21 protein-coding genes are annotated in these 25663 nt (G+C 60.4%); 16 read left to right on the top strand and 5 right to left on the bottom strand.

Annotation, left to right across the window (positions count from 1 at the left end):
* Nucleotides 1–186: 186 nt before the first annotated feature.
* The 4 genes from KTAU_RS04415 to KTAU_RS04400 form a co-directional block, all read right to left on the bottom strand.
* Nucleotides 187–2277, bottom strand: coding sequence for a DUF2961 domain-containing protein (locus tag KTAU_RS04415; protein WP_170293049.1), 2091 nt, complete (start codon nucleotides 2275–2277; stop codon nucleotides 187–189).
* A gap of 475 nt (nucleotides 2278–2752) precedes the next feature.
* Nucleotides 2753–3427 (bottom strand): SRPBCC family protein, encoded by a 675-nt coding sequence (locus tag KTAU_RS04410; RefSeq protein ID WP_069802948.1) that lies wholly within the window; start codon nucleotides 3425–3427, stop codon nucleotides 2753–2755.
* Between the two features lie 207 nt (nucleotides 3428–3634).
* The gene (locus KTAU_RS04405) at nucleotides 3635–5614 is read right to left on the bottom strand and encodes a baseplate J/gp47 family protein (protein WP_151727198.1); all 1980 of its coding nucleotides are present in this window, start codon (nucleotides 5612–5614) and stop codon (nucleotides 3635–3637) included.
* A gap of 87 nt (nucleotides 5615–5701) precedes the next feature.
* Nucleotides 5702–6493, bottom strand: a complete 792-nt coding sequence (locus KTAU_RS04400; protein WP_228026315.1) for a 4'-phosphopantetheinyl transferase family protein — start codon at nucleotides 6491–6493, stop codon at nucleotides 5702–5704.
* Between the two features lie 1215 nt (nucleotides 6494–7708).
* Between KTAU_RS04400 and lysW the strand changes: the two genes are divergently transcribed.
* The 9 genes from lysW (at nucleotide 7709) to KTAU_RS04355 (ending at nucleotide 17213) form a co-directional block, all read left to right on the top strand.
* Nucleotides 7709–7882 carry a lysine biosynthesis protein LysW gene (gene lysW / locus KTAU_RS04395; RefSeq protein WP_052887885.1) on the top strand — a complete coding sequence of 58 codons (174 nt, stop codon included), beginning with the start codon at nucleotides 7709–7711 and terminating at the stop codon, nucleotides 7880–7882.
* Between the two features lie 3 nt (nucleotides 7883–7885).
* Entirely contained in the window at nucleotides 7886–8749 is an 864-nt protein-coding gene (gene lysX / locus KTAU_RS04390) for a lysine biosynthesis protein LysX (protein ID WP_151727197.1), read from the top strand.
* Complete coding sequence (argC, locus tag KTAU_RS04385; protein WP_069802945.1) at nucleotides 8746–9813, top strand: N-acetyl-gamma-glutamyl-phosphate reductase; 1068 nt, start codon at nucleotides 8746–8748, stop codon at nucleotides 9811–9813. Before lysX ends, argC begins: the two co-directional genes overlap by 4 nt.
* 63 nt (nucleotides 9814–9876) lie before the next feature.
* A complete protein-coding gene (locus KTAU_RS04380; protein WP_151727196.1) occupies nucleotides 9877–10746 on the top strand; it encodes a [LysW]-aminoadipate kinase in 870 nt (289 codons plus the stop codon).
* A complete protein-coding gene (locus KTAU_RS21800) occupies nucleotides 10743–13127 on the top strand; it encodes a [LysW]-lysine hydrolase (protein ID WP_151727195.1) in 2385 nt (794 codons plus the stop codon). The genes KTAU_RS04380 and KTAU_RS21800 overlap by 4 nt, the downstream gene beginning before the upstream one ends.
* A complete protein-coding gene (locus KTAU_RS04370) occupies nucleotides 13124–14275 on the top strand; it encodes a LeuA family protein (RefSeq protein WP_151727194.1) in 1152 nt (383 codons plus the stop codon). The genes KTAU_RS21800 and KTAU_RS04370 overlap by 4 nt, the downstream gene beginning before the upstream one ends.
* Nucleotides 14263–15516 carry a 3-isopropylmalate dehydratase large subunit gene (locus tag KTAU_RS04365; protein WP_151727193.1) on the top strand — a complete coding sequence of 418 codons (1254 nt, stop codon included), beginning with the start codon at nucleotides 14263–14265 and terminating at the stop codon, nucleotides 15514–15516. Before KTAU_RS04370 ends, KTAU_RS04365 begins: the two co-directional genes overlap by 13 nt.
* Before the next feature lie 102 nt (nucleotides 15517–15618).
* The gene (locus KTAU_RS04360; protein ID WP_069802963.1) at nucleotides 15619–16116 is read left to right on the top strand and encodes a 3-isopropylmalate dehydratase small subunit; all 498 of its coding nucleotides are present in this window, start codon (nucleotides 15619–15621) and stop codon (nucleotides 16114–16116) included.
* A complete protein-coding gene (locus KTAU_RS04355; protein WP_151727192.1) occupies nucleotides 16113–17213 on the top strand; it encodes an isocitrate/isopropylmalate family dehydrogenase in 1101 nt (366 codons plus the stop codon). Before KTAU_RS04360 ends, KTAU_RS04355 begins: the two co-directional genes overlap by 4 nt.
* A 132-nt stretch (nucleotides 17214–17345) precedes the next feature.
* On the opposite strand, the gene KTAU_RS04350 is transcribed toward KTAU_RS04355, so the two are convergent.
* Nucleotides 17346–18641 carry a phospholipase D-like domain-containing protein gene (locus KTAU_RS04350; protein ID WP_218103975.1) on the bottom strand — a complete coding sequence of 432 codons (1296 nt, stop codon included), beginning with the start codon at nucleotides 18639–18641 and terminating at the stop codon, nucleotides 17346–17348.
* Nucleotides 18642–19076: 435 nt separating this feature from the next.
* On the opposite strand from KTAU_RS04350, the gene KTAU_RS04345 reads away from it, so the two are divergent.
* From KTAU_RS04345 to csx7, 7 genes are all read left to right on the top strand, one after another.
* Nucleotides 19077–19406, top strand: coding sequence for a hypothetical protein (locus tag KTAU_RS04345; RefSeq protein ID WP_151727191.1), 330 nt, complete (start codon nucleotides 19077–19079; stop codon nucleotides 19404–19406).
* Between the two features lie 451 nt (nucleotides 19407–19857).
* Nucleotides 19858–21663, top strand: a complete 1806-nt coding sequence (locus KTAU_RS04340; protein ID WP_151727190.1) for a Cas10/Cmr2 second palm domain-containing protein — start codon at nucleotides 19858–19860, stop codon at nucleotides 21661–21663.
* Nucleotides 21647–22435 (top strand): RAMP superfamily CRISPR-associated protein, encoded by a 789-nt coding sequence (locus KTAU_RS04335; RefSeq protein WP_170293048.1) that lies wholly within the window; start codon nucleotides 21647–21649, stop codon nucleotides 22433–22435. The genes KTAU_RS04340 and KTAU_RS04335 overlap by 17 nt, the downstream gene beginning before the upstream one ends.
* Nucleotides 22432–23721, top strand: coding sequence for an RAMP superfamily CRISPR-associated protein (locus KTAU_RS04330; RefSeq protein WP_151727188.1), 1290 nt, complete (start codon nucleotides 22432–22434; stop codon nucleotides 23719–23721). Before KTAU_RS04335 ends, KTAU_RS04330 begins: the two co-directional genes overlap by 4 nt.
* Nucleotides 23718–24227, top strand: coding sequence for a hypothetical protein (locus KTAU_RS04325; RefSeq protein WP_151727187.1), 510 nt, complete (start codon nucleotides 23718–23720; stop codon nucleotides 24225–24227). Before KTAU_RS04330 ends, KTAU_RS04325 begins: the two co-directional genes overlap by 4 nt.
* A 6-nt stretch (nucleotides 24228–24233) precedes the next feature.
* Nucleotides 24234–24710 (top strand): hypothetical protein, encoded by a 477-nt coding sequence (locus tag KTAU_RS04320; RefSeq protein WP_151727186.1) that lies wholly within the window; start codon nucleotides 24234–24236, stop codon nucleotides 24708–24710.
* The gene (csx7, locus tag KTAU_RS04315) at nucleotides 24710–25660 is read left to right on the top strand and encodes a type III CRISPR-associated RAMP protein Csx7 (RefSeq protein ID WP_151727185.1); all 951 of its coding nucleotides are present in this window, start codon (nucleotides 24710–24712) and stop codon (nucleotides 25658–25660) included. Before KTAU_RS04320 ends, csx7 begins: the two co-directional genes overlap by 1 nt.
* Nucleotides 25661–25663 lie beyond the last annotated feature (3 nt).

The raw sequence follows: 25663 nt of genomic DNA, 5'->3' as shown, positions 1-25663 counted from the left end.
GCGGTGGACGCGATGATCACTGTGCTCAAGATGAGCACTTCTATCGTAACGATAGGCTACCATGATCAGCTGCCAAATGCTTGTAATTTCTACCGCACTGGTGGTGAAAGGATGTCGATCTTACTGGATGCAAGGTGCGCTTCCGGGGCACAAGTGTGTGTGCCGCTGCGGGCAGAGGAGACTGGTCTAGGGCAGGAAGCTATACACTTGGTAGCGGAAGGCCGTCCAGGCTGATAAGGGTGTCTGGCTCAAAGAGACGGGGACAAGACGCAGGTGGATGGCGCTTTTGCCCGCCGTCAACTGAGCTGGCAGCGGATAGTCTTCCTCGCGCCAGCAGTGGCGAGGCGAGCCGGGCGGGCCGTGGTTGGCCACACCGGCGCTGTACCAGATCCCGGCGAAGGCCCCATCCACGTAGACTGCGGCGCTCTGATTGGGGGTGCAGTAGTCAAAAAGACGGCGCAGAAAAGCCCCGACGTTATTGGCCGCCAGGCGGAGACTGAACGAGAGCGCCCCGCTCGCCGCGCTGACAGTGCCGCTGCGCGTGATATTCCCCTGTTGGTAAATAGCGGCGGCGCGCAGATCATAGAAGTGTTCATCTACGGCCTGGTAGCCGTGTTGGAAGCGGCTGCCTGCCTGGGCTGGCAGCAGTGTATCGCTAAGAGTCGCCGTCTGACGTACTGTCCCATACCAGAGCAAGAGAGCGCGATAGGGGTAAGGACTCTGATTGTGGCTACCATGTCCCAGCCGGAAGACCAGATGGCGGTTGAACGGGATACTGTCTGCGACCAGGAAGCGGTAGAGGGCTGCGCCATCACGCTCGCTCCCAGGTGGATTATCGGGACCGCTGGGGAAGCCGCCCAGAGGCAGGCTCGTCTGGTGACCGCCGTGCCAGTAGTCGCCGCCGAGACCCCACTCCTCGGTGCCTGTAACCTCGATTTGAGGAGTCAGGCTATCGTCGAGCGTGATCTCTGGATTGCCTTCCAGCGTCCCGTCGGGTCGCCAGAAATTAATCACCGTTCCCACAAGCTTGCCACTTCCGCGGACGTCCAGCAAAGTCAGGGCCTGGCCCTGTGGCGGATGGGGCACACTGGTATAGGTAGCATGAAAGGTCCCCCACCAGCTGGGAGGATCGGGAAAAGGCTCAAAAGCCACGCTCCAGTCTACGGTGGTCAGCCGTTGGGACGACTGCAGCATAAAGCGAGCGCTGCGCGAAAAAGGCATCGGCCAATAAAGATGGAAGGCCATCAGTCGCTGATTGCCACTACTCTCGCTCTGGATCGTCGCCAACCAGCTGGCTACCAGAGGACGGCCCACGGGTTGGTAGAGGCCAGCGCCATCGCCAGCGAGGAACTTCACCGGAGCGACCACCGAGGGTTGCCGCTCACCGTCCCAGGCGATCGACAGCCAGCTCCTTCCAAAAGCGACCGCCTCGCTCAGCGGCACACGAAAGGTCAATTCCCGCACCTGGGCAGGCCCCCGTAGAGTCAGAAAAGTCACACGCTTCCCTGGCGACACTGTGAGCTGACCGCTTTTCCGGTGTCTGGAGGCCACTGCTGGCAAAACTGGGGTGTGGGTACTGACCAATGTGGCCGTCTGCGCTATCGTGCTGGCGGGGCACTGTGGGGGAACGGTCCCCCAGGGAAGGCGCCGATAAAGCGCATAAAAATTACCGTTGGGGTGCGTTGTGCTCAGCGTCAGGCGTTGGGCGAAAGACAGCGGCAACGCGATAATACTGCTGCCCTCATCTTCGCCCGGGTTCAGGGAGAAAGGATACGGAAAGAGACTGGCCGTCTGTGAGGTGGGCCGTAGCTGGCCCAAATCGCTGGCTGAGAACTTGTGCAGCTCGCCATCGCGGTAGAGCAGCCAGGGTGCACCGATCTCCTCCTGCATACGGGCGAAGGTCAAGAGGCCGGGGCCGAGCGCATCGAAAAGCACACGCCCACCGCCAGGGAGCGCACGCAGGTAATGAGAAGAATCGGCATTGTTTCCGAAAAGATCGGCGGTGGACAAACCCAAGGCGCGATCGCCGATCTCCAGATAGGCCAGCTTATCCACAAAGCGATAGGCCACCAGGCCCAGATAGAGCGGCGGCGTGCGCCCTGGAGAGAGGGAGAACGCGGTGCAGCCGCTGGCGAGCGAGTCGAAGCCGTCCAAGGCCGATCTGCCAAGGAGCGCCACCAGCAGTGGTAGCAGCACCATGAGCAGCACCAGATGCACCAGCAGACGACCACGACTGGCTCTCTGATCCCAATACGCATCAGGCCACTGCGCTCTCATCGCAAAAGCCATCCTCTGTCTCTTCTCTCCAACGGGGGGGAGCAGGCTACTGCTCTCTCGCTCGCAAGTACCAGGTCAGCTCAGCCAAAACCTGGCTCCTCCTGCTCAGCCTGCCCTTTCCTCGCTGCCGAGGCCCCGAGGCCCGAAAGGGGCCTGAGCCGGCCAGGACAGGCCTCGCCTGGTCTCGTGCCTCAATCGATGGCAGCAACTCTGGCGGACCAGGCAGGCAGCGGAAGGAGATAGCTGCTGGAAGCAAGCGAGCCTTTTTCTCTTTCAGAAGCGTGTCTTCGTTTTAATCAGGGCTAGCTTGTTTGTAATCTTCTGCATCTATCCCTGCTTTGGAGGATAACGACTTCGGAGAAGGTTGTCAAGCAGCGAGCGGCGAAAGAAGGAGAGAGCCGAGGAGACGCCAACCGTCTCAGGTGGCGTCTCTCCTGCTCAACTGAGGGTGATCAACGGTGGTCATCGGATCGACTCAGGCCCGCAGCGAGCGCAAACGAGGGAGCGCGCGGGCAGCCTGATGGCGAGCCTCACGGAGCCGCGAGCGGGCTTCTTTCAACTTACTGGCGGGGACAACGCGCGCTGGCAGCTTCGAGCGTCGGCGGCGTTGCTGGAACAGGCGAATCAACAAAGGTAGGGCGATGAGCAACGCTAATAGCGGTAACAAGAGCACTGGGCTGCTTGGGCGGCGCCCCTCGGCAGGTCGACCTTCGACCACAGCCGCCAGCGAAGCCAGGGTCTGGTTATAGATCCGTCGCAAGCCCAAAGGAGCGAAGAGACGCTCAAAGAAACCGCCGAGGCCACTGCCTCCTTCCCACATTGTGGCAATGCGTACCTGCGTACGTTGCCCATCGTCGAGCGGCGTGACCGTCCAGGTTGTGATCAGTGAAGAATTGAGATCACTCTCTGTCAGGGTTTGGCCCCGTACTGGCTCGCTCACGCGCATGCGGTAGAGACGTTCCCGTCCGCCAGCGTGCAAACGAAAGCTCACCACTGTGCCCTCGCCCTGGGCGCCCTGCTCAACCCGATAGTCCTGGAAGTTAGCTGGCAGAATCTGCGGATGACGGCCCTTATAGTCAGCTAGAATCGCGTAGATATCTTCTGGCTTACCAGAGATAACCTTTTCGCTCTGAACAATAATGCGACTCACAGAAGTCCACTCCTTTCCTGATGTGCGTCTCCATTGCAACGAGCATATATGCTGATCTGTCACTTTCCTTTCTGCTCTCAGTATGGACACGCCCTATGACAGACAAATGTATATATAGATATCCACTTACGAAGGAGCAAGGGGGGCGATGTCCTATCTCCTGTAGTGGGGAATGGCTGACATGGTAGATAGACGAAGGCAAGGCTGCTAGCTGTGGTCCATCTGATCCTGTGAGGAGACAGTAGGGGTGATCGCAGCGGATGAGGCCGTGGGAAAGGGAGGGGGAGCCGCCGAAGGTGTGCTATTGCTGAGGGGCTGTGCTGGTTCAGGAGGAGTGGAAGGCTGAGCGAAGCGCTGGTCAGGGAAAGCTGTTGGCAGCGGCGATGCTTTCAAACCAACAACCGTGGCTACATGGATGCTAATCGCATCAGCGTTGTCTGGCAAGCGGGAGCCGCTGCCACTGAGGGCGAGCGAGACACTTTGGATGCCGGGCTGCTCTCGAAGCAGGGCCAGCGCCTGATCCTGGGTTTTTCCTTTGATCAGGTTCGCCAGTCGCTGACGCGCTTGAGCGTCGAATTGATAGGTCCAAATGCCTTCGGCCTGCACGCGAAGCGTGATAAGGCCCTGCTGCTGCTGAGCGAGGGTGGCAGACACGATAGTGGTGGCGATCTGACCTATCAGGCTATAGCCTGGCCCTGGGTTCCGCGCTGCATCGTTAGCCAACAGACTGGCGGCCAGCACGCGTGCCCCCACTTGATCGTAGACCTCGCCGCTGCAGACGACAGCAACCGTCACTGTCACCTCTGACACCCGGTCGCCTGCCTGATGGTCGGCGCTCGTCAAGGCCGGGCACTCTGCTCCGCCGACGAAGCGCTCATTAGCTGCCGCTCGTGCCTGGAGATCGCGCTGGGCTGCTGCAATGAGGCTCATCTGGAGCGCCGTGCTGGCCTGATCGATATCGCTCTGTTGAACATAGGTGTAGGGCTGTGGATCAGCTCCACCGCTGAAGGCCAGAGCATTTTGGACTGTGAGGCCATTACCGCAGCAGGAAACGGTATGGAAGGCGAAGGCTGGAAGATTGCCCTGACTACCTGGTTGCAAGGCATGAGCCGGAACGCTGGCGCTGGACTCCACGGGGGGCGTAGCTGCCGGCAATGAGGCTGTCTGATCGGTGATGACTCGAACGCCGCTTGGGGCACTTAAGATGGTCCCTTTCGGAATGCTTTGGGGCACGGGCAAGGCATTGTAGAAAGTCAAGATGCCCTCGGCTCGTGTTGCTGGTATCACGCCGTGCCCGCTGGCTGGTACCTGGCGGCTCTGGCGCAATTCGGATGAAGCCAGGAGGCGGGCGCTGACCTGGTGGCGGGCGGCGTTGGAAGAAACACCCGGCTCTCCGCTCAAGGTATAGATCTGCTTGAGGTCGCGCGTTTCGGGAACAATGGTGACACTGGCGGCGCTGGCAGCCCCACCGAAGATCTGAGTCAGCGGAATCAGCACGATACTGATGAGCAGCAGGAGCACGATAATGAGACCGAGGAATAGCCAGAAACGCCGGCTGGCAAGAACGCGGCGGGGAACACGAGGCCTGCGCGTCGGCAGAGGAGGGATGCGGCTACTCGCCACCGGCACCAGCGCAGGAAGCGCTCCGGTCGCCTGCTCGGAAGGGGCTTGGGGACCGACTGCCGTAGTGCCAGGCTTGTCCTCTCCAACCGCAGAGCCGGGTACTGCTGGAACTGGACCAGGCAGAGCAGCAGCAGGCCACTCGACAGCGGGGCCACGTTCAGTCTCGGTGACCGGTACTGGCTCCGTGGCTGCGGCTGCCCCCTCGACCGGCGAAGGCTGGGGCAGCTGGGCTGTGGCGGCATAGTCTTCCAGCGAGGAGAAGACAGGAAAGCGCTGTTGGCGGGCGTAGTGGGCCACCTTCGAATCAGGCTGGGCAATAACAATGAGCTGCGTCTGAAGCTCCCGCTGTAGCTCTCGCAACCCTTCAAAATCAACCTTGCGGTGGAAAGCCTTATTCTCGGCTGGCAGAAGCAACACTGTTTGTCTGCGCCCCAGTTTCTCTTGCGTCAAGATGGCCGTGAGCACACTCTGGCGCGTGTCAGTGGGTCGCACCTCGATGATAGTGATAGCCTGGCTACGCAATACCTCTGATGGGGGCAGCTCACCGCTGTGATGCTCTTTCATGTTCCGGGCCTCCTTGCTCTCTGCGAAGGCCGCCGCCAACTGGTGATAGACTCACTGCCTGGATTATGAGCTTGGACGCTTGCTTTGTCAAGTAGCGAAAAGAGAAGGCTCCTGATCGTTCCAGCGGAAATACGCTACATGCTCGATATGGCCCTCGACGGCCAGGGCAGCGGTATAGGCCGGTGCTGGCTCGATGGCCAGCAGCGACCAGTGCTGAGGAGCATCTGGCTCTTCGGTGCTGGCTAGCAGCCTGGCGGGAGATGCGGGAGTCAACGACACCTCAAAAGCATCCAAAGGCAGCGCAAGGCCCTGACCGCGCGCCTTGACATAGGCCTCTTTGCTGGTCCAGCAGCGGAAAAAGGCTGGCAGCTTCTCCTCGTCTGCCAGACTGAGGAGCGTCCGATATTCCGCGGGCGCAAAGTAGCGGGCGGCGAGCTGCTCTAGCTCGGCCTCTGGCAGAGGGCGCAAATACTCCAGGTCGATGCCGATCGCCCGTCCGCCTGTCACAGCATAGAGAGCGAGCGCTTCGGAGTGCGACAGATTGAATGTCAGCCTCGGCTGAAGGCTAGCTGGCTCAGGATCTAGCTCTGGCTTTCCCCAGGGATTGGTACGCAGGCGCAACTGCTGTGGAAGCAACCCAAGATAGCGGCTCAGGATGAGGCGCAGGATCGCCCGCGCTGCCATAAACTGCTGGCGGGCCTGCGCCGAGCGAAAGCGAGCGGCGTGTTCCTGTTCTGCGGGCGTCAGAACTGTGGCCAGCTCTGCCATCCTGGCGGCGGGCAGAGCCAGCGAGGCGCACCAGATATGGACCTCGCCCTGGGCGAGACTCAGCTGAGCTGGCGCACATGGCCAGTAGTACCAGGGGAGCATAGTGCTCATGCAGTGGCCTGGCCCTCCTTCTTTCATTGGCAACGGAGCCGGGTGCCTGGTCCTTCCCCTCAGCAGAGGAAGGAACTGGCGAGCACCCGCACCTCTGTCTCTCTCTTCATTACATAGGACGTGCCAGGTGGCATCTCCTGTTGCAACAACCCGGCTGGGCGCCAGGGACCAAAACCAAAACTGTGGCTCCAGGCCAATGCCTTCCCCGGGACTTGACAGCAGCGGCAAAAAATGGTATAAATCCCAAAAAAGCAACCCATTCTAAGAGCGAAAGGCGTTGCGGGATGAGTAGCGGCCAAGCCGCATTCAGAGAGCGAACGGTTGGTGCAAAGTTCGTATGCTGGCAGGTCGCGAAGAAGGTCCCGAAGCTGCGAGAAGAAATCGTCCCGTCCGCTGAGGCGGGCGAGAGTAGACCTCTGCCGGAGGCCCCCGTTAACGGGCAGGAGTGCAGTCTCGCTCCTAGAGAAGCTCGCCCAGGGATTGAAACCAGGGATTGAAAGAAAGAAGATCAGGGGATTGCACTCGCCGAGGTCGCTGCCGTGAGGTAGCGGCGAATGAAGGTGGTACCGCGAGAGCCGCCATCTCTGTTGCGCTCTTCGTCCTTTCGAGGATGAAGAGTTTTTTTGTTGCTGCAGTCCATGACCTATGACGCCATCCGCTTACCACAGACCCGCGGAGAAAACGGACAGCAGCAGTAGCAGTAGCAGAAAAGAAGCAGGCGACTCAGAGTGAGAGCCTGGTGAGAGCCGGCCAGTGGGGACCGGGCCACACGTGCCGGTTACTGGTTCTCTAAGGAGAGCCTGATAGGTAAACAAGCAAGCAAACAAACAGATACGGTCACAGTCAGAGAAGGCGCTGAAGGGGACAGGTAGCGGTTCCTCCGATAGCCAGAGAGCGAGCGGTTGGTGGAAAGCTCGTCTATCGTGAGCCGTGAGAAAGACCCTGGAGCCGCGAGAAGAAATCGTCCCGTCCGCTGAGACGGGCGAGAGTAGACCTCTGCCGGAGGCCCCCGTTAACGGGCAAGAGCACGCTGGCGTGCTCGCTGAGGCCGGTGCGCAGGAGTGCCGGCGAATGAAGGTGGTACCGCGAGAGCTGTCGATTGCGATTGCTGACGCTCTTCGTCCTTCGCGAGAAGGGGCGAAGAGCGTTTTTGTTTGGCTGTAGCTGGTGAAAGACCCTGGCCTGCAATCAGGCTGCTAATCAGGAGGAACCGTCATGAGCAAACTGGTGGCCCTCTGTCCAGAGTGTGAGGCCGAAATTGATCTGCAGAATAGACTTGTCGGCGAAATCGTCTATTGTCCCGATTGTAATGCTGAGCTGGAGGTAACCAACCTGGAGCAGCCAGCGGTGGCGCTGGCCCCGCGTGTTGAAGAGGATTGGGGTGAATAGAGCATGAGGCTGGCAATTCTGACCTCGCGCATCCGCGTTGAGGAGAAGCTGCTCATCGAGGCTATGCGCCAGCGCAACATCGCCTTTGACCTGCTCAACGATGGCGAGCTGCTTCTCGATCTGGCGCGTCCCGATGAGCGCTGGCGCTCCTACGATGCCGTGCTGTGTCGCAGCGTGAGCCAGTCCCACGGCCTGGCTGTGGCTCAGGTTCTGGAGAGCTGGGGAGTGCACGTCTTCAATCGTCCAGCAACAACAGCTATGTGTAACGATAAGCTGCAAACCACCCTGGCCTTGCTGCGCGCCGGCATTCCTACGCCGCGCACGCTCCTGGCCTGTAGTGCCGAGAGCGCTCTGCGCGGCATCGAGGCCCTGGGCTATCCCGCGGTCATCAAGCCAACCACCGGTTCCTGGGGGCGGCTGCTCGCGCGCGTCAATGACCGCGACGCTGCTGAGGCCGTGCTGGAGCACCGTGAGACGCTAGGCTCCTATCAGCATCACCTGCACTATATCCAGGAATATATACAGAAGCAGCAGCGCGATATTCGGGCTTTTGTTGTAGGAGAGCATACAATATGCGCGATCTATCGCACAAGCGAGCACTGGATCACGAACACGGCCCGCGGGGCGCAGGCCAGCAATTGCCCAGTTACTCCCGAGCTTGATGCCCTCTGTGTCCGTGCGGCGCAGGCGGTTGGCGGTGGCATCCTGGCCATTGATCTCCTGGAAGACGAAGAGCGTGGTCTGCTGGTTAACGAAATCAATGCCACAATGGAATTCCGCAATAGCATCGCTCCCACCGGGGTCGACATTCCTGGCGCGATGCTGGACTACATCGAGCAATGCGTGCTGCAAGGAGCGGAGCGATGAGTCAGGTGCGCGTAGCGATCGTGGGCGGCTCGGGCTACACAGCGGGCGAGCTGCTGCGTCTACTGCTTTTCCATCCCCAGGTGGAGATTGCCCAGGTGGCTTCCAGCAGTCACGCTGGCCAGTATGTGCATAGCCTGCATCCCAATCTGCGCAAACTCTGCGGCCTTCGTCTCTGCCATTATGATGACCTGTCGACTTGTGACGTGATCTTTCTCTGCATGCCGCATGGAACGGCGATGCAGGCTATCGAGCGTTACCGCAATCTGGCGCCAGTAGTCATTGATCTCTCGGCAGATTTTCGCCTGCGCTCGCCGGACCTCTATCTGCGCTGGTATGGAAAGGAGCATCCGCAGCCGGAGCTGCTGGCCCAGGCTGTCTATGGGCTGCCCGAGCTGCATCGGCAGGAACTACGCGAGGCGGCCCTCATCAGCGGAACGGGCTGCATGGCCACGGCGGCCATCCTCGGTCTGGCTCCGCTCTATCGGGCTGGCCTTGTTGACCAGGGGCTGCCCCTGGTAGTCGATGCGAAAGTTGGCTCCTCGGCGGCGGGCGCTACGCCGGGGCCGGGAAGCCATCATCCCGACCGCAGCGGGGCGGTCCGCTCGTTCCAGCCGACCGGTCACCGCCATAGTGCCGAGCTGATCCAGGAGCTAGGCGCTCTGGCTGGCGTGGGTGGCTCCTGGCGGCAGACGCTGGCCTTTTCGGCGACCGCGGTGGAGCTGGTGCGTGGCGTGCTGGTCACTGCCCAGGTCTTCTTGAACACTGACCTCGATGAGAAGGTGATCTGGCGCCTCTATCGCGAGGCCTATCGTGAGGAGCCGTTTATTCGCCTGGTCAAAGAGCGAAGCGGTGTCTACCGCTATCCAGAGCCGAAGATTCTGGCTGGCAGCAACTACTGTGACATAGGCTTTGAACTCGACACGGACCAGCGCCGCCTGGTGGTCATGGCCGCGCTGGACAACCTGGTGAAAGGGGCCGCCGGCAACGCCGTGCAGGCGCTCAACTGTCGCTTTGGCTGGGATGAAACCCTGGGGCTGACCTTCCCAGGGCTGCATCCGATCTGATCTGAGTGCTGTTCTGTTCGGTTCGGTTCGGTCAGGAGAGCAAGAGAAGAGGAGGCACGGGCCATGACTCTCGTTGTCAAGATTGGCGGTGGGGCCGGGATTGATGCGACGCCGGTTGTTGAGGAGATTGCGCGCCTGGTGAGGGAGGGCGAGCGGGTAGTGGTGGTACATGGCGGCTCCCAGCTCACGAATGAGCTGAGCGAGCGCCTGGGCCACCCCATGCAGGTTCTCACGGCTCCCAATGGAATGACCAGTCGCTATACCGATGCCCAGACCTTGCGTATTTATGCGATGGCAGTAGCTGGTCAGATCAACACGGAACTGGTGGCGCTCTTGCAGCGCTGCGGTGTCAATGCTGTGGGGCTGGCTGGCGTTGATGGTCAGCTACTGCGAGCGCGGCGCAAGACGGCCCTGCGGGCGGTGATGCCGGATGGCCGCGTGCGTGTGGTGCGCGATGACTACAGTGGGCAGATCGAGCAAGTCAATGCCCCGTTGCTGCGCCTGCTCCTGGAGGCGGGCTATACACCGGTAGTAGCGCCGCTGGCCCTGGGTCTGGAGGGAGAGCGCTTGAATGTTGACGGGGACCGGGTGGCGGCGGCGGTCGCGGCAGCCTTGGGGGCGGAGACGCTGGCTATTCTCACTAACGTGCCGGGGTTGCTGCGCGATCTGGCCGATCCGCGCAGTGTGGTGCCCACGATCGTGGCCCACGAGCTGGAGCGCTATCTCTCCTACGCTCAGGGGCGCATGCGTAAGAAGTTGCTCGGCGCTCAGGAGGCCCTGGCTGGTGGAGTGCGCCGCGTCTGCATTGGCTCTGGCTCGCTGGCGGCGGTTCTGGCGGGTGCTGGGACAGTCATTGCCGCTTCCAGCTCCTGTGAGGCTGAGGCGTCCCCAGTTTATCAGCAGCCGGCGCTCTCGGGGGAGGTGCGGCGATGAGCATACTCAGCGAGCCAGCGGCGGCCTTCGAGACGCTGATGGATCTGGAGCGCCTTCACACCAGCGGCGTCTACAACAAGCGGCCAGTGGAGATCGTGCGCGGCGAGGGGGTGCTGCTCTGGGATGCGCAGGGACGCTGCTACATTGACTGCGCCGCCGGGCATGGAGTGGCAAACATCGGACATGGGCGGGCGGAGATTGCCGCAGCGCTGGCGGCCCAGGCGCAGCGCCTGATTACCTGCCCCGAGAGTGTCTACAACGATGTGCGGGCGCGTCTGCTAGAGCGTCTGGCGCAGCTCATGCCGTCCGGGTTGCAGCGTTTCTTTCTCTGCAACAGTGGGGCTGAAGCGGTCGAGGGAGCGATCAAGTTTGCTCGTCTGGCGACCGGACGACCGGGCATCATTGCCACTCTGCGTGGCTTTCACGGACGCACGTTCGGCGCGCTCTCGGCCACCTGGGAACGCAGCTATCGCGAGCCATTTGCTCCTCTGGTACCAGAGATCAGGCATGTGCGCTACAACGACCTGGCGGCTCTGGAGCGAGCGATCGACGATCAGACAGCAGCGGTTCTCATTGAGCTGGTCCAGGGAGAAGGCGGGGTCCATGTGGCCGATGCGACCTACGTGCGTGAGCTGGCCAGGCTCTGCCAGGAGCGTGGAATCTTGCTGATCGTCGACGAGGTGCAAACGGGCTGTGGACGCACGGGGCGCTTCCTGGCCTGCGAGCATTATGGGCTGCAGCCCGACCTGCTCTGTCTGGCTAAAGGAATCGCCGGAGGGTTGCCGATGGGAGTAGTGGCACTTGGTGAGCGTGTAATTGCCAGCGGGCGGCTGACGCCGGGCACGCATGGCAGCACCTTTGGCGGCAATCCGTTGGTCTGTGCTGCGGCCCTGGAGACGCTGGACATCATCGAGCGCGAGGAACTGGCTGAGAGAGCCGCGCGCCTCGGTCAGCATGCTCTGGAGCGTCTGAGGGCACTGCAGTCGCCGCTGATTCGCGAGGTGCGTGGCCTGGGCCTGCTGCTCGGCGTCGAACTGCGCACGCGCGTGCAACCCTATCTCGAAGCGCTGCTAGAGCGCGGCGTGCTGGCCCTGCCCGCAGGTCCCAACGTCATCCGCTTGCTGCCGCCGCTAGTCATCAGCGAGGAGCAGCTTGACCAGGCGCTCGACTGCCTGGCAGAGGTATTGCAAGCCGGCCAGCCGGCAGCGACGGCAGAGCCTCGTCCTGCGCACGCGCAGACGGCCTCGGCAGGGGAAGGGGCAGCCGCTGAACAGGCTGCTGAGATTGAGCTGCTCTATCGTATGGTCAGCATTCCCAGTCTCTCGGGTCAGGAGCGTGTCCTTGCGACCTGGCTGGCCGAATATCTGCCACGCCTCGGACTACAAACTGCCATTGACGAGGTCGGCAACCTGATCGCCACGGTACCTGTGGCCGCGGAAGCCGCCCGACGAGCGCCGCTGGTGCTGCTGGGGCATATGGATACCGTGCCCGGGGCGATCCCGGTGGCTTTCCGCGAGGGCAGGCTTTACGGACGTGGGGCCGTGGATGCCAAGGGGCCGCTGGCGGCTTTCCTGGCGGCGGCGGCGCGCCTGGTGGGACGTCGCCATCTGCAGCGTCCTATTGTGGTCATTGGGGCTGTCGAAGAGGAGGCGGCCACCTCGCGTGGAGCGCGTGCCGTCGTAGAGCGCTATCGTCCCTATGCGTGCATGATCGGTGAACCAAGCGGCAGCCGGGCGGTGACGCTCGGCTACAAAGGGCGACTGCTTGTTGACGGGCGAGTGGTACGTCCCTGTAGTCACAGCGCTGGGCCACGCCAGACGGCGGCGGAGGCAGCCGCGGCCTTCTGGGAGCGGGTCAGGCAGCATGCAGAGGAGTGGAACCGTCTGCATGGTGGCAGCTCACCTTTTGCGTCGCTGCAGCCGGTGCTGCGCAGCATCGAGAGTGACCAGGATGGTCTCCATGAGTGGGCGACGCTGCGCATCGGTTATCGTCTGCCGCTGGCCTGCTCAGCGCAGGCGCTGCGTGAGGAACTGCAGCACTGGGCAGAAGAGTCAGATCTAGCATTAGAATTCAGCGGCGAAGAAGCTGCGTTCCAGGCACCGCGCACGACCAGGCTGGTGCGCGCCTTTGTGCAGGCCATGAGGGCAATGGGAATCCAGCCTGCCTTTAAAGTCAAGACCGGCACTTCGGATATGAACGTCGTGGGGCCGGCCTGGGGACCTGAGATTGTGGCCTATGGTCCGGGCGACGCGCGCCTGGATCATACACCCGAGGAACACCTTGCTGTGGAGGAATATATGGAGGCCATTGCCATCCTGGAGCGCGTGCTGACAAGCCTGGCTCAGGAGGTGGCAGGCGGAGAGGAGGACGAGGAGCGATGAGACGAGCGCTGCACATTCTCGATACGACGCTCAGAGAAGGCGAGCAGTTCGCCGGCGCTTTCTTCAATCTGGAGCAGCAGATTGCTATTGCTCGTATGCTGGATGCCTTCGGCGTCGACTTCATTGAGGTGCCCTCGCCGATCTCGGCGCCGCGCATCCGCGAAGCCATCGAGCATCTCTGCGCCCTGGGGCTGCGGGCGCGCATCGTAACCCATGTGCGCTGTGTTGAGGCGGATGTCGAGGCGGCTCTGGCGACCCCGGTGGCCGGCGTCAACCTCTTCTATGGTACCTCACCCGAGTTGCGCTCTTATAGTCATGGTAAGCGCATCGAACGAATTATCGCCGACGCTGTGCCGCTGATTCAGCGCATTCGCGCTGCCGGGCGCTATGTACGCTTCTCGGCTGAGGATGCCTTCCGCAGTGATCTGGTCGACCTGTTGACCGTCTTTGATGCCGTGGTGGAGGCTGGGGTGGAGCGCATCGGCCTGCCCGATTCGGTGGGCATTGCCACGCCGCGCCAGGTCGAGCGCATCATTCGCCTCTGTGCCGAGCGCTATCCCCAGGTTGGGATCGAGTTTCATGGGCACAACGATAGCGGCTGCGCCATTGCCAATACCGTTGCCGCCTATGAAGCCGGAGCGGATTGTCTGGATGTGACTGTACTGGGCATCGGCGAGCGCAATGGCATTGCTTCACTGAGTGGCCTGGTGGCGCAGCTCTACCTGCATTATCCTGAGACGCTGCAGCAGCGCGATTTAAGGCAGTTAGCGCCTCTCGATGATTACGTAGCTCAATGTCTTCATCTCCCTATTCCTTTCAATAATCCGATTACAGCGCCGTACGCCTTCACCCATCGCGCCGGCGTGCACACGCGGGCCATTCTCAACAATCCGCGGGCCTATGAGATCCTGAATCCGGCGGACTTTGGCCTGGAGCGCCGCGTAGACCTTGGCTCGCGCTTTACGGGAAGCCATGCTGTAGCTCATCGGGCCGCGGAGCTGGGGCTGCAGCTGAACGACGAACAGGTGCGTGAGCTGACCTGGTCGCTGAAGATGCGTGCTGAGGAGGGGCCACTTTCTCCAGAGGCAGTCGATGCCTTTATTCGATCCTGGTATGAAGAACAGAGGAGTACCGCATGGGAACGCTAGCTGAAGAGATCTTTAGCTATAAACTGGGCCGGCCAGTGAACGCTGGTGAGATCGTTATCGTTGACGTTGATCACGTCATGAGCCATGACACGACCTCGCCGCTGGCCATTCAAGCCTTTCGCAAGCTGACGGGCGAGCGTGGCGGGCGCGTCTTTGATCCCGCACGCGCGCACATCGTGTTTGATCACATTGTCCCGGCGGCCACCGTGGCGGCGGCTACCCTGCAGCGAGATATCCGCGGCTTTGCCCGTGAGCAGGGCATCCAGATCCTGCAGGAAGGCATTTGTCATCAGGTAATGCCGGAGCGTGGCTTTGTGGCGCCGGGCGAGATTATCGTTGGGGCTGACAGCCACACCTGCACCTATGGCGCCCTCGGAGCCTTCGCCACCGGCATGGGGTCGACCGATATTGGCGTAGCCTATGCTACAGGGCGCAGTTGGTTCCGCGTTCCCGAGACCATCAATGTGCGCCTGACGGGGCAGTTGCAACCCGGCGTCTATGTCAAAGATGTGACGCTGGAGCTGGTGCGGCGTATTGGTGTGGACGGGGCCAACTACCGCGCCCTGGAGTATAGCGGCCCGCTTGTCGAAGCTCTTTCGGTCAGCGAGCGCTTCACGCTCTGCAACATGGCCATCGAGATGGGAGCCAAGACCGGTCTGGTCGCGCCCGATGCCACCACCGAGGCCTGGCTGCGTGGGCGTGTCAATCGTAGCTATCCGATGCTGCAGCCGCAGAATCCGCGCTACGAGCGTGTGGTCGAAGTCGATGTCTCAGAGTTGTCACCGCTGGTGGCCTGCCCGCCGGATGTCAACAACGTGGTCCCGGTTGAGCAGGTCGAGCACATTCAGATCGATCAGGTTTTCCTGGGCACCTGTACCAATGGCCGGCTGGACGATCTGGCGATCGCGGCCTCGATCTTGCGCGGGCGCACCATTCATCCTACTACGCGCATGGTCGTTATTCCGGCCTCGCGGGAGGTCTATCTGGAGGCGCTGCGCCTGGGCTACATCGAAACCTTTATCCAGGCTGGGGCCTCGGTCGGGACGCCGGGCTGTGGCCCCTGCATTGGTAGACACTTCGGTGTGCTTGGTCCCGGCGAGCGTGCCCTGACGACGATGAATCGCAATTTCACCGGGCGCATGGGCGATCCCACTGCCGAGATCTATCTAGGCAGTCCGGCCACGGTGGCGGCAACGGCCATCACCGGGCATATCACCGATCCGCGCCAGTTCCTTGCTTGAGTGTGTGAGCAGGTGCTGGTGAGCAAAAGGAGACGAGAGGGCAGATGCTCTGTCCAGTAGAGCAACAACTGTAGATTGAGATTGAGAGTGAGAGAAGGAGCGATCAAGAGCATGGGACGTATCTGGAAGCTCGGTGATAATATCAATACCGATGTCATCATTCCGGGGCGTTACAATGTCACGACCGACCGTGCGCAGCTGGCGAAGTACTGTCTATGTGAGATTCTGCCGGAGTTTGCCCAGCAGGTGCGCCCGGGCGACATCATTGTGGCCGGCCACAATTTTGGCTGTGGCTCCTCGCGCGAGCATGCTCCGGCGGCCATTCAAGCCAGCGGCGTCAAGGCGGTGATTGCCCGTAGCTTTGCTCGCATTTTCTACCGCAATGCCATTAACATCGGGCTGCCTGTCCTGATCTGCGAGGAGGCTGTGCTCAATAGTGAGGATGGGCAAGAGGCCGAAGTCGAGCTGGAGCAGGGTCTGATTACCAACCTGACCACCGGCCAGCGCTTTCAGGCGCAGCCGCTACCGCCCTTTATTGCGCGCATTGTGGAGGCTGGGGGCATCATCGAATACATCCGGCGTGAGGGCACGCTGCGATGAGCGCGGCCATCTTTCGGCGGGAACTGGTTCAGGACGAGCCGGCGCTGATCTGCGTCGTTGCCGGCGATGACGCCGCGCCCGAAGTAGTCTGGCCCACCGTGGAGGTCTTGCGGCGCCTGGTGCCGGAGTTGCGCTTTGTCAGAGGGAGCAGTGGGCGTGAGGCCGAGGAGCGCTACGGAGCGGCCTTTCCGCAGGAGACGCAGGAGCTGATCGACAGGGCGGTGTGCACGCTCTTTGGGGCCAGTGGCGGACCAAGCCGGCCTGTGCTCTGGTATCTGCGCTGGGGCAAAGATACGCGCGTCAACATTCGTCCGGTGCGCTGGCAGCCGGGCTATCGCAGTCCGATGCGCGAGCCGGAGCATTTCGATTTTGTCATTGTGCGCGACAATCTGGAGGGGATGTATCCACCGCGCGAAGGAGACCTGGCCGAACTGGCGGCCCTGGCGAGCAGCCGCACTTGGTGGCAGCCGCCGCCGGTGGACCGTCAGGGGGCCTATGCGGTGCGCATCTGCACCGATGAGCAAATGGCCTATGTGGCGCAGGCTGCCTGTGAGCTGGCCCTGGAGCGCAAGGCTCAGGGCTATCCGGGACGGGTGACGCTCGGCGCCAAGTATTCGATTCAGCCGCGCACCGATGGGCGCTTTCGCGAGATAGTGCGCGAGACGGTGCGTCGCTATGGAGAGCTGGAGTATCAGGAGTTCCTGATTGATGATCTGGCGCGGCGCATGGTAGCGGTGCCTGAGAGCCTCGATGTGGTTGTGCTCTCGAATGAGCACGGCGACATTCTGGCCGATATGGCCGCTGGCTGCATTGGAGGGCTTGGTCTGGCACCAAGTGGCTGCTATGGTCCCGCCTATGCCTATTTTGAGCCGGTGCACGGTTCCGCACCGGATCTGGCTGGCAAGGGGGTGATTAACCCGACGGCCATGCTGCTCTCTGGGGCCATGTTGCTGGACTATCTTGGCTATGGAGAGCAGGCGCGGCGCTTGAGGAAGGCCGTTGCTGAGGTCTATCGGCGCGGGCAGGTGCTGCCTCCTGATCAGGGGGGCAGGGCGACCACCGAGGAATTCGTGGCAGCGGTGGGGCAGCTTCTCTAGAGACTGATCAGCAGACGGTGGAGAGCAGGGGCGCGCCCCGGCTGAGTCTGGCAGATGATGCAGGCTGCCAGTGACTCAGGGGGCGCGCTCTCTTTTTGCTCGCTGGCGGGAAGACTGTGGCGGGTGGGGGAGTCATGTCAAGAAGCGCAGTGGGGTCAGAAGCCACTCGCTGAGGCGCACATACCAGGGCCGCTGCTCCCAGTCTTCGAGGCGCAGCTCGAAGGCATTGGTCTTGTCGTACTTGAAAAGGACCTCCATCTGACGGGCCAGGTCGCCGTTGTAGATCTCCACGTTGATCTCGTAGTTGCCGATCGAGCTGAGGCGGTCGAGGTTGGCGGTGCCGATGGTTGCCCATTCGCCATCGATGGTGCAGGTTTTGGCGTGGAGCATGTGGCGATAGCCGAAGATGCGGATGCCGGCCTTGAGGCATTCGCTGAAGTGGCTGCGCGAGAGCCAGTCGGCGATGATGTGGTTGGACATCCAGGGGACGAGAATCTCGACGTCGACGCCACGCCGGGCGGCAGCCTTGAGGGCGTCGAGCAGAATGGAATCGGGAACAAAGTAGGCGTTAGTGAGGTAAATAAACTGCTGGGCGCGGTCGATGGCCTCGATGTACATGTCGCGGATGGGGAACATGAGGCGCATGGCGCTGGTGCCGCGCACGTTGATGAGCGGGTTGAAGCAGCGCGGGTGGCGCCTGGTGATGCGTTCATAGGCGGGTACGTGCTGGTTCCAGAAGTCGACGAAGGACTGGGCCAGGTCGGCGGCGGCTGGCCCGCGGATGCGCAGGTGGGTGTCGCGCCAGCTGGTGGCGTAGGTTTCGCCGATGTTGTAGCCACCGATGAAGCCGATTTTGCCGTCGACGACGAGTAGTTTGCGATGGTCGAGAGCATAGCGTCGCGGATCGAAAAGATGCCAGGGGTAGCGGAACGCCTGGTACTGGAGCACATGAATGGTGGGAGGGAAGATTTTGAATTTGCGCGGGACGACCAGGTTGGCGAACCAGTCAAAGATGACGTAGACGGCAACGCCTTCTTCGGCTTTGCGAATGAGGTGCTCTTTAAAGGCACGGCCAACGCTGTCGTCTTTCCAGATATATGATTCCAGATAAATGGTTTCTTGAGCGGAGTCGATGGCGGCGAGCATATCGTCGTAGAGGTCGCGCCCGTAGTCGTAGAGCTGCAGGTGGTCCTGTCCGATGGTGACCTCGGCAAAGCGCGTGTGTGGGAAGCCGCCCTGGGGAAGGTAGCGCTTGCGCTGACGCGAGATGACTTGCAGGATGATCAGGGTGATGGCCTGGGCGCTGAGGATGGCCCCCACGGTGCGTAGGAGCAGGCGCTTAAGGGAGAAGTGGCGTGCGAGGGAGATGAGCAAGGCCATCGCTATGCTTGTTGGGCTGCTGCGCTCTCGATGCTCTCTATGCCTCATGTGGTTTTCTCCGTTCGTACTGTCTGTGAGGATGGCTGTTGTGTGTTCTCTCTGGCTGGTTCATAGGCTCTCGGTCCGGCCCGGCCCGGCTGGTCCTGCTAGTGCCGATGGCGGCTGGCTGAGGTACCCCCGTTGTCCTCTGCTGTTCCCGGCTGCCTTGATATGATAGCGTACTTTGCCCCCTCGGGGAAGGTGAGAGTAGGCTGAGACTGGAAATCCGGAGTGTTGGATCGTTCTGTTTCTACCGGATAGTACTCTTTTCAGCAGGCAGCGGGGAGAATTGCCATCTGTGTCTTCCTGGCCCAACTTGATTCTATGGAACCGCTTTCCGCTATTGACAGCTGAAGCCGAGAGTGCTAGATTGGTGACAATAAATATGGAGTCAGATATGAAGGATTTTTCACTTCAAAATCTGACTCCTGAAAGGAGTAAAATATGAAAAATAAGAAAAGAAAGAAAACGAGCAGTGTTACGACGGGAAGATCAAATCAGGCAAATTTAGCGCATTTCTCTAAGGAATTTCATCGTAAGCCTATGCGTGCTTCGGTTCCAAGGCGAAATGCGCCAGATTTGCCACCCGATGCTTCTGGACGAAGACCAGAAAGGCTTCATCCTCTGGTAAAGGCCGTTCTATTAAACATTGTAAAATCGATGCTTCAAGCGCTGGGGAATTGCTTTTGGCAGCTGGTCAAGCCACATGTATGTGAAACTATAAAAATTATCATTTGTATTATTGATAATATAATAAGGCATCGGCGCCTCTAGAGCTAGGCAGCTCTCGAAGTGGGGGCTGTCTTCTTCAGAAGAGAGGAAGGAAGAAATCTCCTCTCTTCTGAAGCTAAGGAAAGAAGAGGCCAGCTTCTCAAAGGAAAGTAGGCTTCGCTGGGGTACCAAACCTGTGCACTTCTCCAGGTGATGTGCTATACTCCAAGGAGGTAGACCAAGTTGGTTTTGAAACGAGCTAATTTGACTACTTTGATCCTCTCGACGTATTGTTCTCCCGTCTGGGCTTGCGAGAGGAGTAGCATAGCATCCACCTGCGCTGCACACAGCGTATGTGGATGCTTTTTTCTTGATGCCAGCTCTCCTTAGAGTTATTGAAAGAAATTAGTAGAAGTTCTCATATGCAATTCAGCTGAACTATGCTATACTCCTATTGCTTGCCGGGTAGGGCAGCTAGAGAGCGCTGTAGACATCAGAAGGAGGTAGTGCAGCTGTGGCCTATGCGCTGGTAGCGCTCGACACCGATCGTATCAAAAACTACGTCTTCAGCACCGATCGTCTGAGAGAGATCCGGGGTGCCAGCTCTATCCTCGACCGACTCAACCGTGAGATCATGGGAGCCATCGCCAGGGATCTCGATCCCAACGCGCGGGTGGTCTATGCCAATGGCGGCTCGGGCCTCTTCTTGCTGGCTGAGGACAAAGCAGAGGAATTCGTGAGACGAGTCCAGGCCAGATACCGCGAAGAAACCCAGGGTGGGGCTACTGTCACGGGCGCTGTGCAGCGGCTGCCAGCGGAGTTGGCTGAGCCTGATCTCTGGCAGGCTAACCTGCTCCAGCAGCTTGACCTGCTGCGCTACAAGCTGCGCCGCGCCAAGGATTGCCCACCGGCCATCGTGGCCTTGCCGTCTCATCCGCTGCTCCAGCTCTGCGACTCCTGCGGCCTTGCATATGCTGCCGGGCAAAGCCCCTGGAGAGAGCCTCGGGGGGAAGAGCAGCGTTACTGCCCTGTCTGCCTTCAGAAGAGAAGAGAGGATGCTCAGATCAAGAAAAGTATTGAGAGAATGGCAGCCAGGCCCCAGGAGGTGAGCCCCGACTCTGACGAGGAGGCGAAGCGAGCAGTACTCTGGGCCAACCTGATCTATCGGCTAAATAGAATAGCGCCTGATTACTTCCTGGAAGATGGTAAGCCAATCGTACCCAAGCGCCCACGTGATATCGATACCTTGCGCGCCGTTGCCAGCAGTGGTCGAGGTAGTGGTAGTGTCAGAGACTATCTCGGCCTGATCTACGCCGATGGCAACGGTATGGGCAGCAGGATTGAAAAGCTCTCGACCCTCAAACGAATCGAAGAATTCGCCAGCGATATCGACGATGCCATCTACGAGGCCCTGGCGAGCGCAGTCGCCGAACACCTCAAGCCGGTCCCCGTGAAGGGCCTGTTGGATGAGGAGGACAACGAGGAGGAGAATGGTCAGGCAAGACAAGAAGCTCAGCCAAAGGGCGACTATTTCTTTCCCTTCGATGTGCTCTTGCTTGGCGGCGACGACCTGATGCTGCTGACCAGCGGTGATCGTGCCCTTAACGTGGCGCTGGAGGTGGCCCGTGTCTTCCGTGAAAAGGCAGGTAAGCAGCAGGGCACACTCTCAGTGGGGGTAGTTTTTGCCCCATTGAAGTATCCTTTCGGCCTGATGCACGATCTGGCAGAGAATGCGCTCAGGTTCGCTAAGAAGCAGGCCCGGGTGGACCAGTGGCGTGACGCCGGAGATGGCGACGACACGCGCATCAATTTCCTGGTCGTAGCTGGCGCCGGTACCCATGAATTTGACTATCTCTACAAGACCGTCTACTGCAAGCGTGAGGCCAACACTGAATTCCGTGCCACGCTACGCCCCTATCGGCTCCCCGCGCTGGAGGATCTGCTACAAGCCATTCGCGAAGCGAAGCGCCTGGGTTTTCCGCGCTCCAAGTTGCATCAGCTACGCGAGGCCGTGCTCAAAATGAACCGGACCAGCACCGTTCTCGAGGCCCTGGCGGCCCTACAGGGCTGCCGCGACAGAGAGCGCGAGTTTCTGCTGAAACGGCTCTATGACTTCAGTCAGCGCTATCTCCTGCGCGGGGACCAGTCGATAGAAAACGCTAGTCTCTTCCAGGGTTTCCCGCGTGTCATTTTCCCCTGGTCGCGGCTTCAAGACCAGGGTCAGTCGGGGCGAGAGATCTACCTGACGCCGCTGCTCGACCTGGTCGAACTCTACGATTTTGTGGCAGCAGAGGAGGGCGAGCGTGAAAGCGAGGACTGACCGTCTGTCGATCGATTACAGACTAACCTTCCTTACCCCTTTCCACTTCGGGACCGGCTTCCGTCAGGGGTTGGTAGATCGCACGATCGCGCGCGATCGACAGGGCTGGCTCTACGTGCCCGGCGCCACCTTCAAAGGGGTCGTCCGTGAGTGCTGCGAACAGCTGGCCCGCACCTATGAGGAGCTGGCAGAAATGAGTGAACTTATGGCTACTCCTCACGACGACGATGTGGCCTTGCGTGGCCTGGGGGCACGTGTGAGTATGATCACGCGCATCTTCGGCTCGCAGATGTTGCCCGGTACGCTCTTCTTCGACAATGCTCGCCTCTTGACGACCGCGGAGACGGCTCCGACTGCAGGGACAGCATCCACGGCGGAAGGACTGCAAGAGTCTCCCGAAGCCCTGGTAACCCCCTATACGCAGGTGCGCCTGCGGCGCCTTACGCGCACGGCGGTCCCTGGTGCCCTCTACACCAGCGAGTTTGGTCGGCGCCATCTAACTTTCTCCGGCACCATTCGCGGCTGGCTGACCTGCCTGCCTCTTGATGAGGAGCCGCGTAGCCCGACTTACTCGCTGCTGCTCTTGCTCGCGGGCCTGCATCTGGTCGAGCAGCTCGGAGCCAACAAGTCAACGGGAAAGGGGCGTTGTCGCTGCGACGTGCTGCATCTGGAAATCAATGGTGAGGAGTATCCTCCCGAAGAATGGCGCGGCTGGCTGGCGCGTCTCGACGAGCTGATGTACTATTCGACGGCGCAGGAGGATGAAGAATGAAAGCTTTCGCCCTGCTGCTGCAAGCCCGCGCACCGCTGGCCATTCGCGCTGATCATGCCCCCTCTGGCTTTGGTTGCCTGGACTACCTGCCTGGCACTAGCCTGACTGGTAGCCTGGCTGGTCTGCACCGTCTGCTCTATCCGACCCAGCGTGACGAATTCAGTCGCCTCTTTCTCAGCGGGCGCGTACAATTTCCCGACCTGTTGCTCGCTCCTCTGGCCTCGGATGGAGAGAAGAAAAATAAGTCCCGGCAAGAGATAGCACTCAGCCCTGTCTATCCGCTGCCGCGCACGGCCCAAAGCTGCAAACGGCACCCAGGCTTTAAAAGCGATAGCGGTCAGGAAGCGGACGAGAACGGGCACGGCGTGAGCGATACACTGTTTGCCTGGGCTGTCTTTGCTCTGCAGCCCGGCAATGAATCGCAAGCGATCAAGGCGCTTAAAAAGCTGCACTCCTGTCCTAGTAAGGACTGCAGTGCCTCGATGCAGAGCATTACCGGTTGTTATGCGCGACACAACGGGGCCTTTCATCTGGCCGATTATCGCGGGCGGCGGCACCTACAGACTCATACTGGCATCGACCGCTTGCGAGGAACTGTACAGGAAGAGATCCTTTACAATCGTGAGGTTCTGGACGAGGGAACCTGCTTCTGGGGACTGGTGAAAGCCTCCGACGAAGAGGCCCCTTTGCTCCAGCGCTTTATCGAGGAGGCAGGCCATTCGGGTCTGGTGCGCATTGGAACGGGCCGCACACGCGGCCTCGGCGCAGTTGAGCTGACGCTGACTCCTCTGCAAGATGCAGCGACCTCTTTGGCTCGTTTCCGTGAGCGCCTGCTGACCTTCGATCGCAAGCTGAAGGACTACCTGGCCAGTCATGAGCTATGCAACGACCAGAAGCCTTTCTACTTTGCCCTTACGCTCTATTCGCCGACCATCCTCTGCGATCAGTTCCTGCGCTATCGCGGGCGCATCGATGAGACCGCTCTGGCGGAGCTGCTCGGCCCGCCTTTCACCAGCGATGATCTGCGCTGTCTTCACACGGCGGCAGCGCTGCGTCGAGTAACGGGTTGGAACAATCTCTGGGGGCTGCCACGCGCCGCTGAGTATGCCATTGAGCGTGGCTCCGTCTTCCTCTTCGCTTACTGGGAGCGCAGCGGCGCCGGCCTTGATCGGCTGATTGAAGCCCTCTTCCGCCTGGAAGAGGAGGGCATCGGTCGCCGTCGCAACGAGGGTTTCGGTCGGGTGTGCGTGTCTGATCCTTTCCATTTTGAGGTGTTGTGGTCATGAGCACAAAGCCCAGGGCGATCCCTGAGATTCAGATTGTGATTGCCGTGAGTAAGGAAGCGGATAGACCGGACTTCTATGAGCTGGCCGAGCGCCTTGGATACCATGCGGCGGTCGTTCTGAAAAAGGATCACCGCTCGCAGATGACCGGGCTGGAGGCTATCGTCAATGGAACGCTCAAGCGCAGCGATGTCCTGGACTATGTCAAGAAGCAAATCGCCCGTTTTGACTATTGGCGCTTGCCTCTCAAGGACGATAAGGCAGATCCTCAAACAGGTTTCGGCGAGCGTTTGCTGCGCGTCCTGGAGCAGGATCTGGCCGTGCGTGCTGACAGAGTCTGCCAGGAGCTGGGCATCGGCGAGAAAACTGAGGAAGACCGCCAACTCCGTCGACGTGTCCATCTCTCCTTGATGCGCCAGTTTATCCGCTCGATGGTAGCCCACTATGAGGTGCGCTCTACGATGGAGGGCCGCAAGGAGCTAGAGGCCTTTACGGAGCGAAGGAGGTAGTGGCCCGTGCTCTCAGAGGAACAGATTAACAGGATTGCCCTACTGAGCGACGAGGTGCTCTATCCAGAAGCTGTGAGCCTCATACGCCAGTTGCTGGACGAGGAAGACTGCGAGCCTCTGCCCAATAGCCAGATCAATGGCCTGCACGCCATCTCGCTGGCCCTCAACTACCAGGCGCTGCGTGACTTCGTCACCCATCAGACCGAGCGTAACTGGCCCGCCAGTAAAAGAAATATAGAAATTTTTTACCAGAATCTGAAGAAATACATGGAATCTATGCAGAAGAAGCGCCTGAAAACTGAGTTCCATCTGCTCGATGACCAGGGAGGGGTACAGGCCATGCGTGCTCAGACTGAGGAGCTGATGGCGCAGTTGATGGCCGAATTCATTCAGCATTTGGTGGCAGAAAATAGCCGCTTACAGGCGTATTACAAGCGACAAAAGGAGCAGACTAACAAGAGCCTTGTCGGGGGAGAGCAATAATGGCCATTCATCACCAGCTCTATACAGATGATCCCGTACGCCGACTGCGCCTGCGCAACCGCTATCTCTTCAAAGGGCGGCTTGTCATGGAGACGGCGCTCCACATCGGCGGTGGCAAGCTCACCCTGAACAGCAGCCGAAGCCCGATTGTCCTGACGCCCGAGAACATCCCTTTCATTCCGGGTTCGAGCTTTAAAGGGGCCTTGCGCAGCACGGTTGAAAAACTGGTGGCTGCCCTGGCTGAGCTGCCGCAGCCGCGCCTGCGCACCTGCGGCCTCATCGAGCGGGAGCAGGAGGAGCTAGAACAAATCCAGCATGAGGAAGGAAGCCTTGATAACATCTGTCCGACTGCGCGCCAGCGCACCATAGCTGAGGAGAGGCGTCAGCGGGGCGAGCTGGATCTGCTCCCTATTCTAGAGCAGCTTTGTCACACCTGTCGACTCTTTGGCTCACCGTTCTCGGCTTCGCGAGTCAATGTCAACGACCTCTACATTCCCGAGGAGGAATGGAACGGTATCATTCAGCTGCGCGACGGCGTCGCCATCGAGCGCGACAGCGAGCGTGCCAAGGAGCGCCTCAAGTACGACTACGAGGTCGTGCCGGCCAGCACTGCCTTTGACCTGGAGATCACTCTAGAGAACGCCACCAGAGAGGACCTCTGGCTGCTCAGCCTGGGACTCAGCGAGTTCGTCAACGGTTTCGGATCGATCGGCGGCAAGCGTTCGCGCGGCCTGGGGGCCTGCCGTCTGCGCGACCTGCGCGTCTACATCCTGGAACTGGAAGGCGAAGAGGACGCCGACGGTAAGAACGGTAGGCTAAGCCCCGAGGAGCGCGCCCGGCGTTTGCAGCGTTATCTGCTTGGGCGCAGTCCCGAAGAGAAATTTCACCGCGTCGAAGACGGTGAGGACTTCCTGGCGAAGCAGATTGAGCAGCTGTTTAGCGCCAACTAGCCA

The organism is Thermogemmatispora aurantia (assembly GCF_008974285.1).
Lineage (GTDB): Bacteria > Chloroflexota > Ktedonobacteria > Ktedonobacterales > Ktedonobacteraceae > Thermogemmatispora > Thermogemmatispora aurantia.
This window is presented reverse-complemented; position numbering and strand designations above follow the sequence as displayed.

Coding starts and splice junctions, on each gene's coding strand:
- KTAU_RS04415 (WP_170293049.1), bottom strand. CDS start 2,277: ATGAGAGCGCAGTGGCCTGATGCGTATTGGGATCAGAGAGCCAGTCGT.
- KTAU_RS04405 (WP_151727198.1), bottom strand. CDS start 5,614: ATGAAAGAGCATCACAGCGGTGAGCTGCCCCCATCAGAGGTATTGCGT.
- KTAU_RS04400 (WP_228026315.1), bottom strand. CDS start 6,493: ATGAGCACTATGCTCCCCTGGTACTACTGGCCATGTGCGCCAGCTCAG.
- lysW (WP_052887885.1), top strand. CDS start 7,709: ATGAGCAAACTGGTGGCCCTCTGTCCAGAGTGTGAGGCCGAAATTGAT.
- lysX (WP_151727197.1), top strand. CDS start 7,886: ATGAGGCTGGCAATTCTGACCTCGCGCATCCGCGTTGAGGAGAAGCTG.
- argC (WP_069802945.1), top strand. CDS start 8,746: ATGAGTCAGGTGCGCGTAGCGATCGTGGGCGGCTCGGGCTACACAGCG.
- KTAU_RS04380 (WP_151727196.1), top strand. CDS start 9,877: ATGACTCTCGTTGTCAAGATTGGCGGTGGGGCCGGGATTGATGCGACG.
- KTAU_RS21800 (WP_151727195.1), top strand. CDS start 10,743: ATGAGCATACTCAGCGAGCCAGCGGCGGCCTTCGAGACGCTGATGGAT.
- KTAU_RS04370 (WP_151727194.1), top strand. CDS start 13,124: ATGAGACGAGCGCTGCACATTCTCGATACGACGCTCAGAGAAGGCGAG.
- KTAU_RS04365 (WP_151727193.1), top strand. CDS start 14,263: ATGGGAACGCTAGCTGAAGAGATCTTTAGCTATAAACTGGGCCGGCCA.
- KTAU_RS04355 (WP_151727192.1), top strand. CDS start 16,113: ATGAGCGCGGCCATCTTTCGGCGGGAACTGGTTCAGGACGAGCCGGCG.
- KTAU_RS04350 (WP_218103975.1), bottom strand. CDS start 18,641: ATGAGGCATAGAGAGCATCGAGAGCGCAGCAGCCCAACAAGCATAGCG.
- KTAU_RS04345 (WP_151727191.1), top strand. CDS start 19,077: ATGAAAAATAAGAAAAGAAAGAAAACGAGCAGTGTTACGACGGGAAGA.
- KTAU_RS04330 (WP_151727188.1), top strand. CDS start 22,432: ATGAAAGCTTTCGCCCTGCTGCTGCAAGCCCGCGCACCGCTGGCCATT.
- KTAU_RS04325 (WP_151727187.1), top strand. CDS start 23,718: ATGAGCACAAAGCCCAGGGCGATCCCTGAGATTCAGATTGTGATTGCC.
- csx7 (WP_151727185.1), top strand. CDS start 24,710: ATGGCCATTCATCACCAGCTCTATACAGATGATCCCGTACGCCGACTG.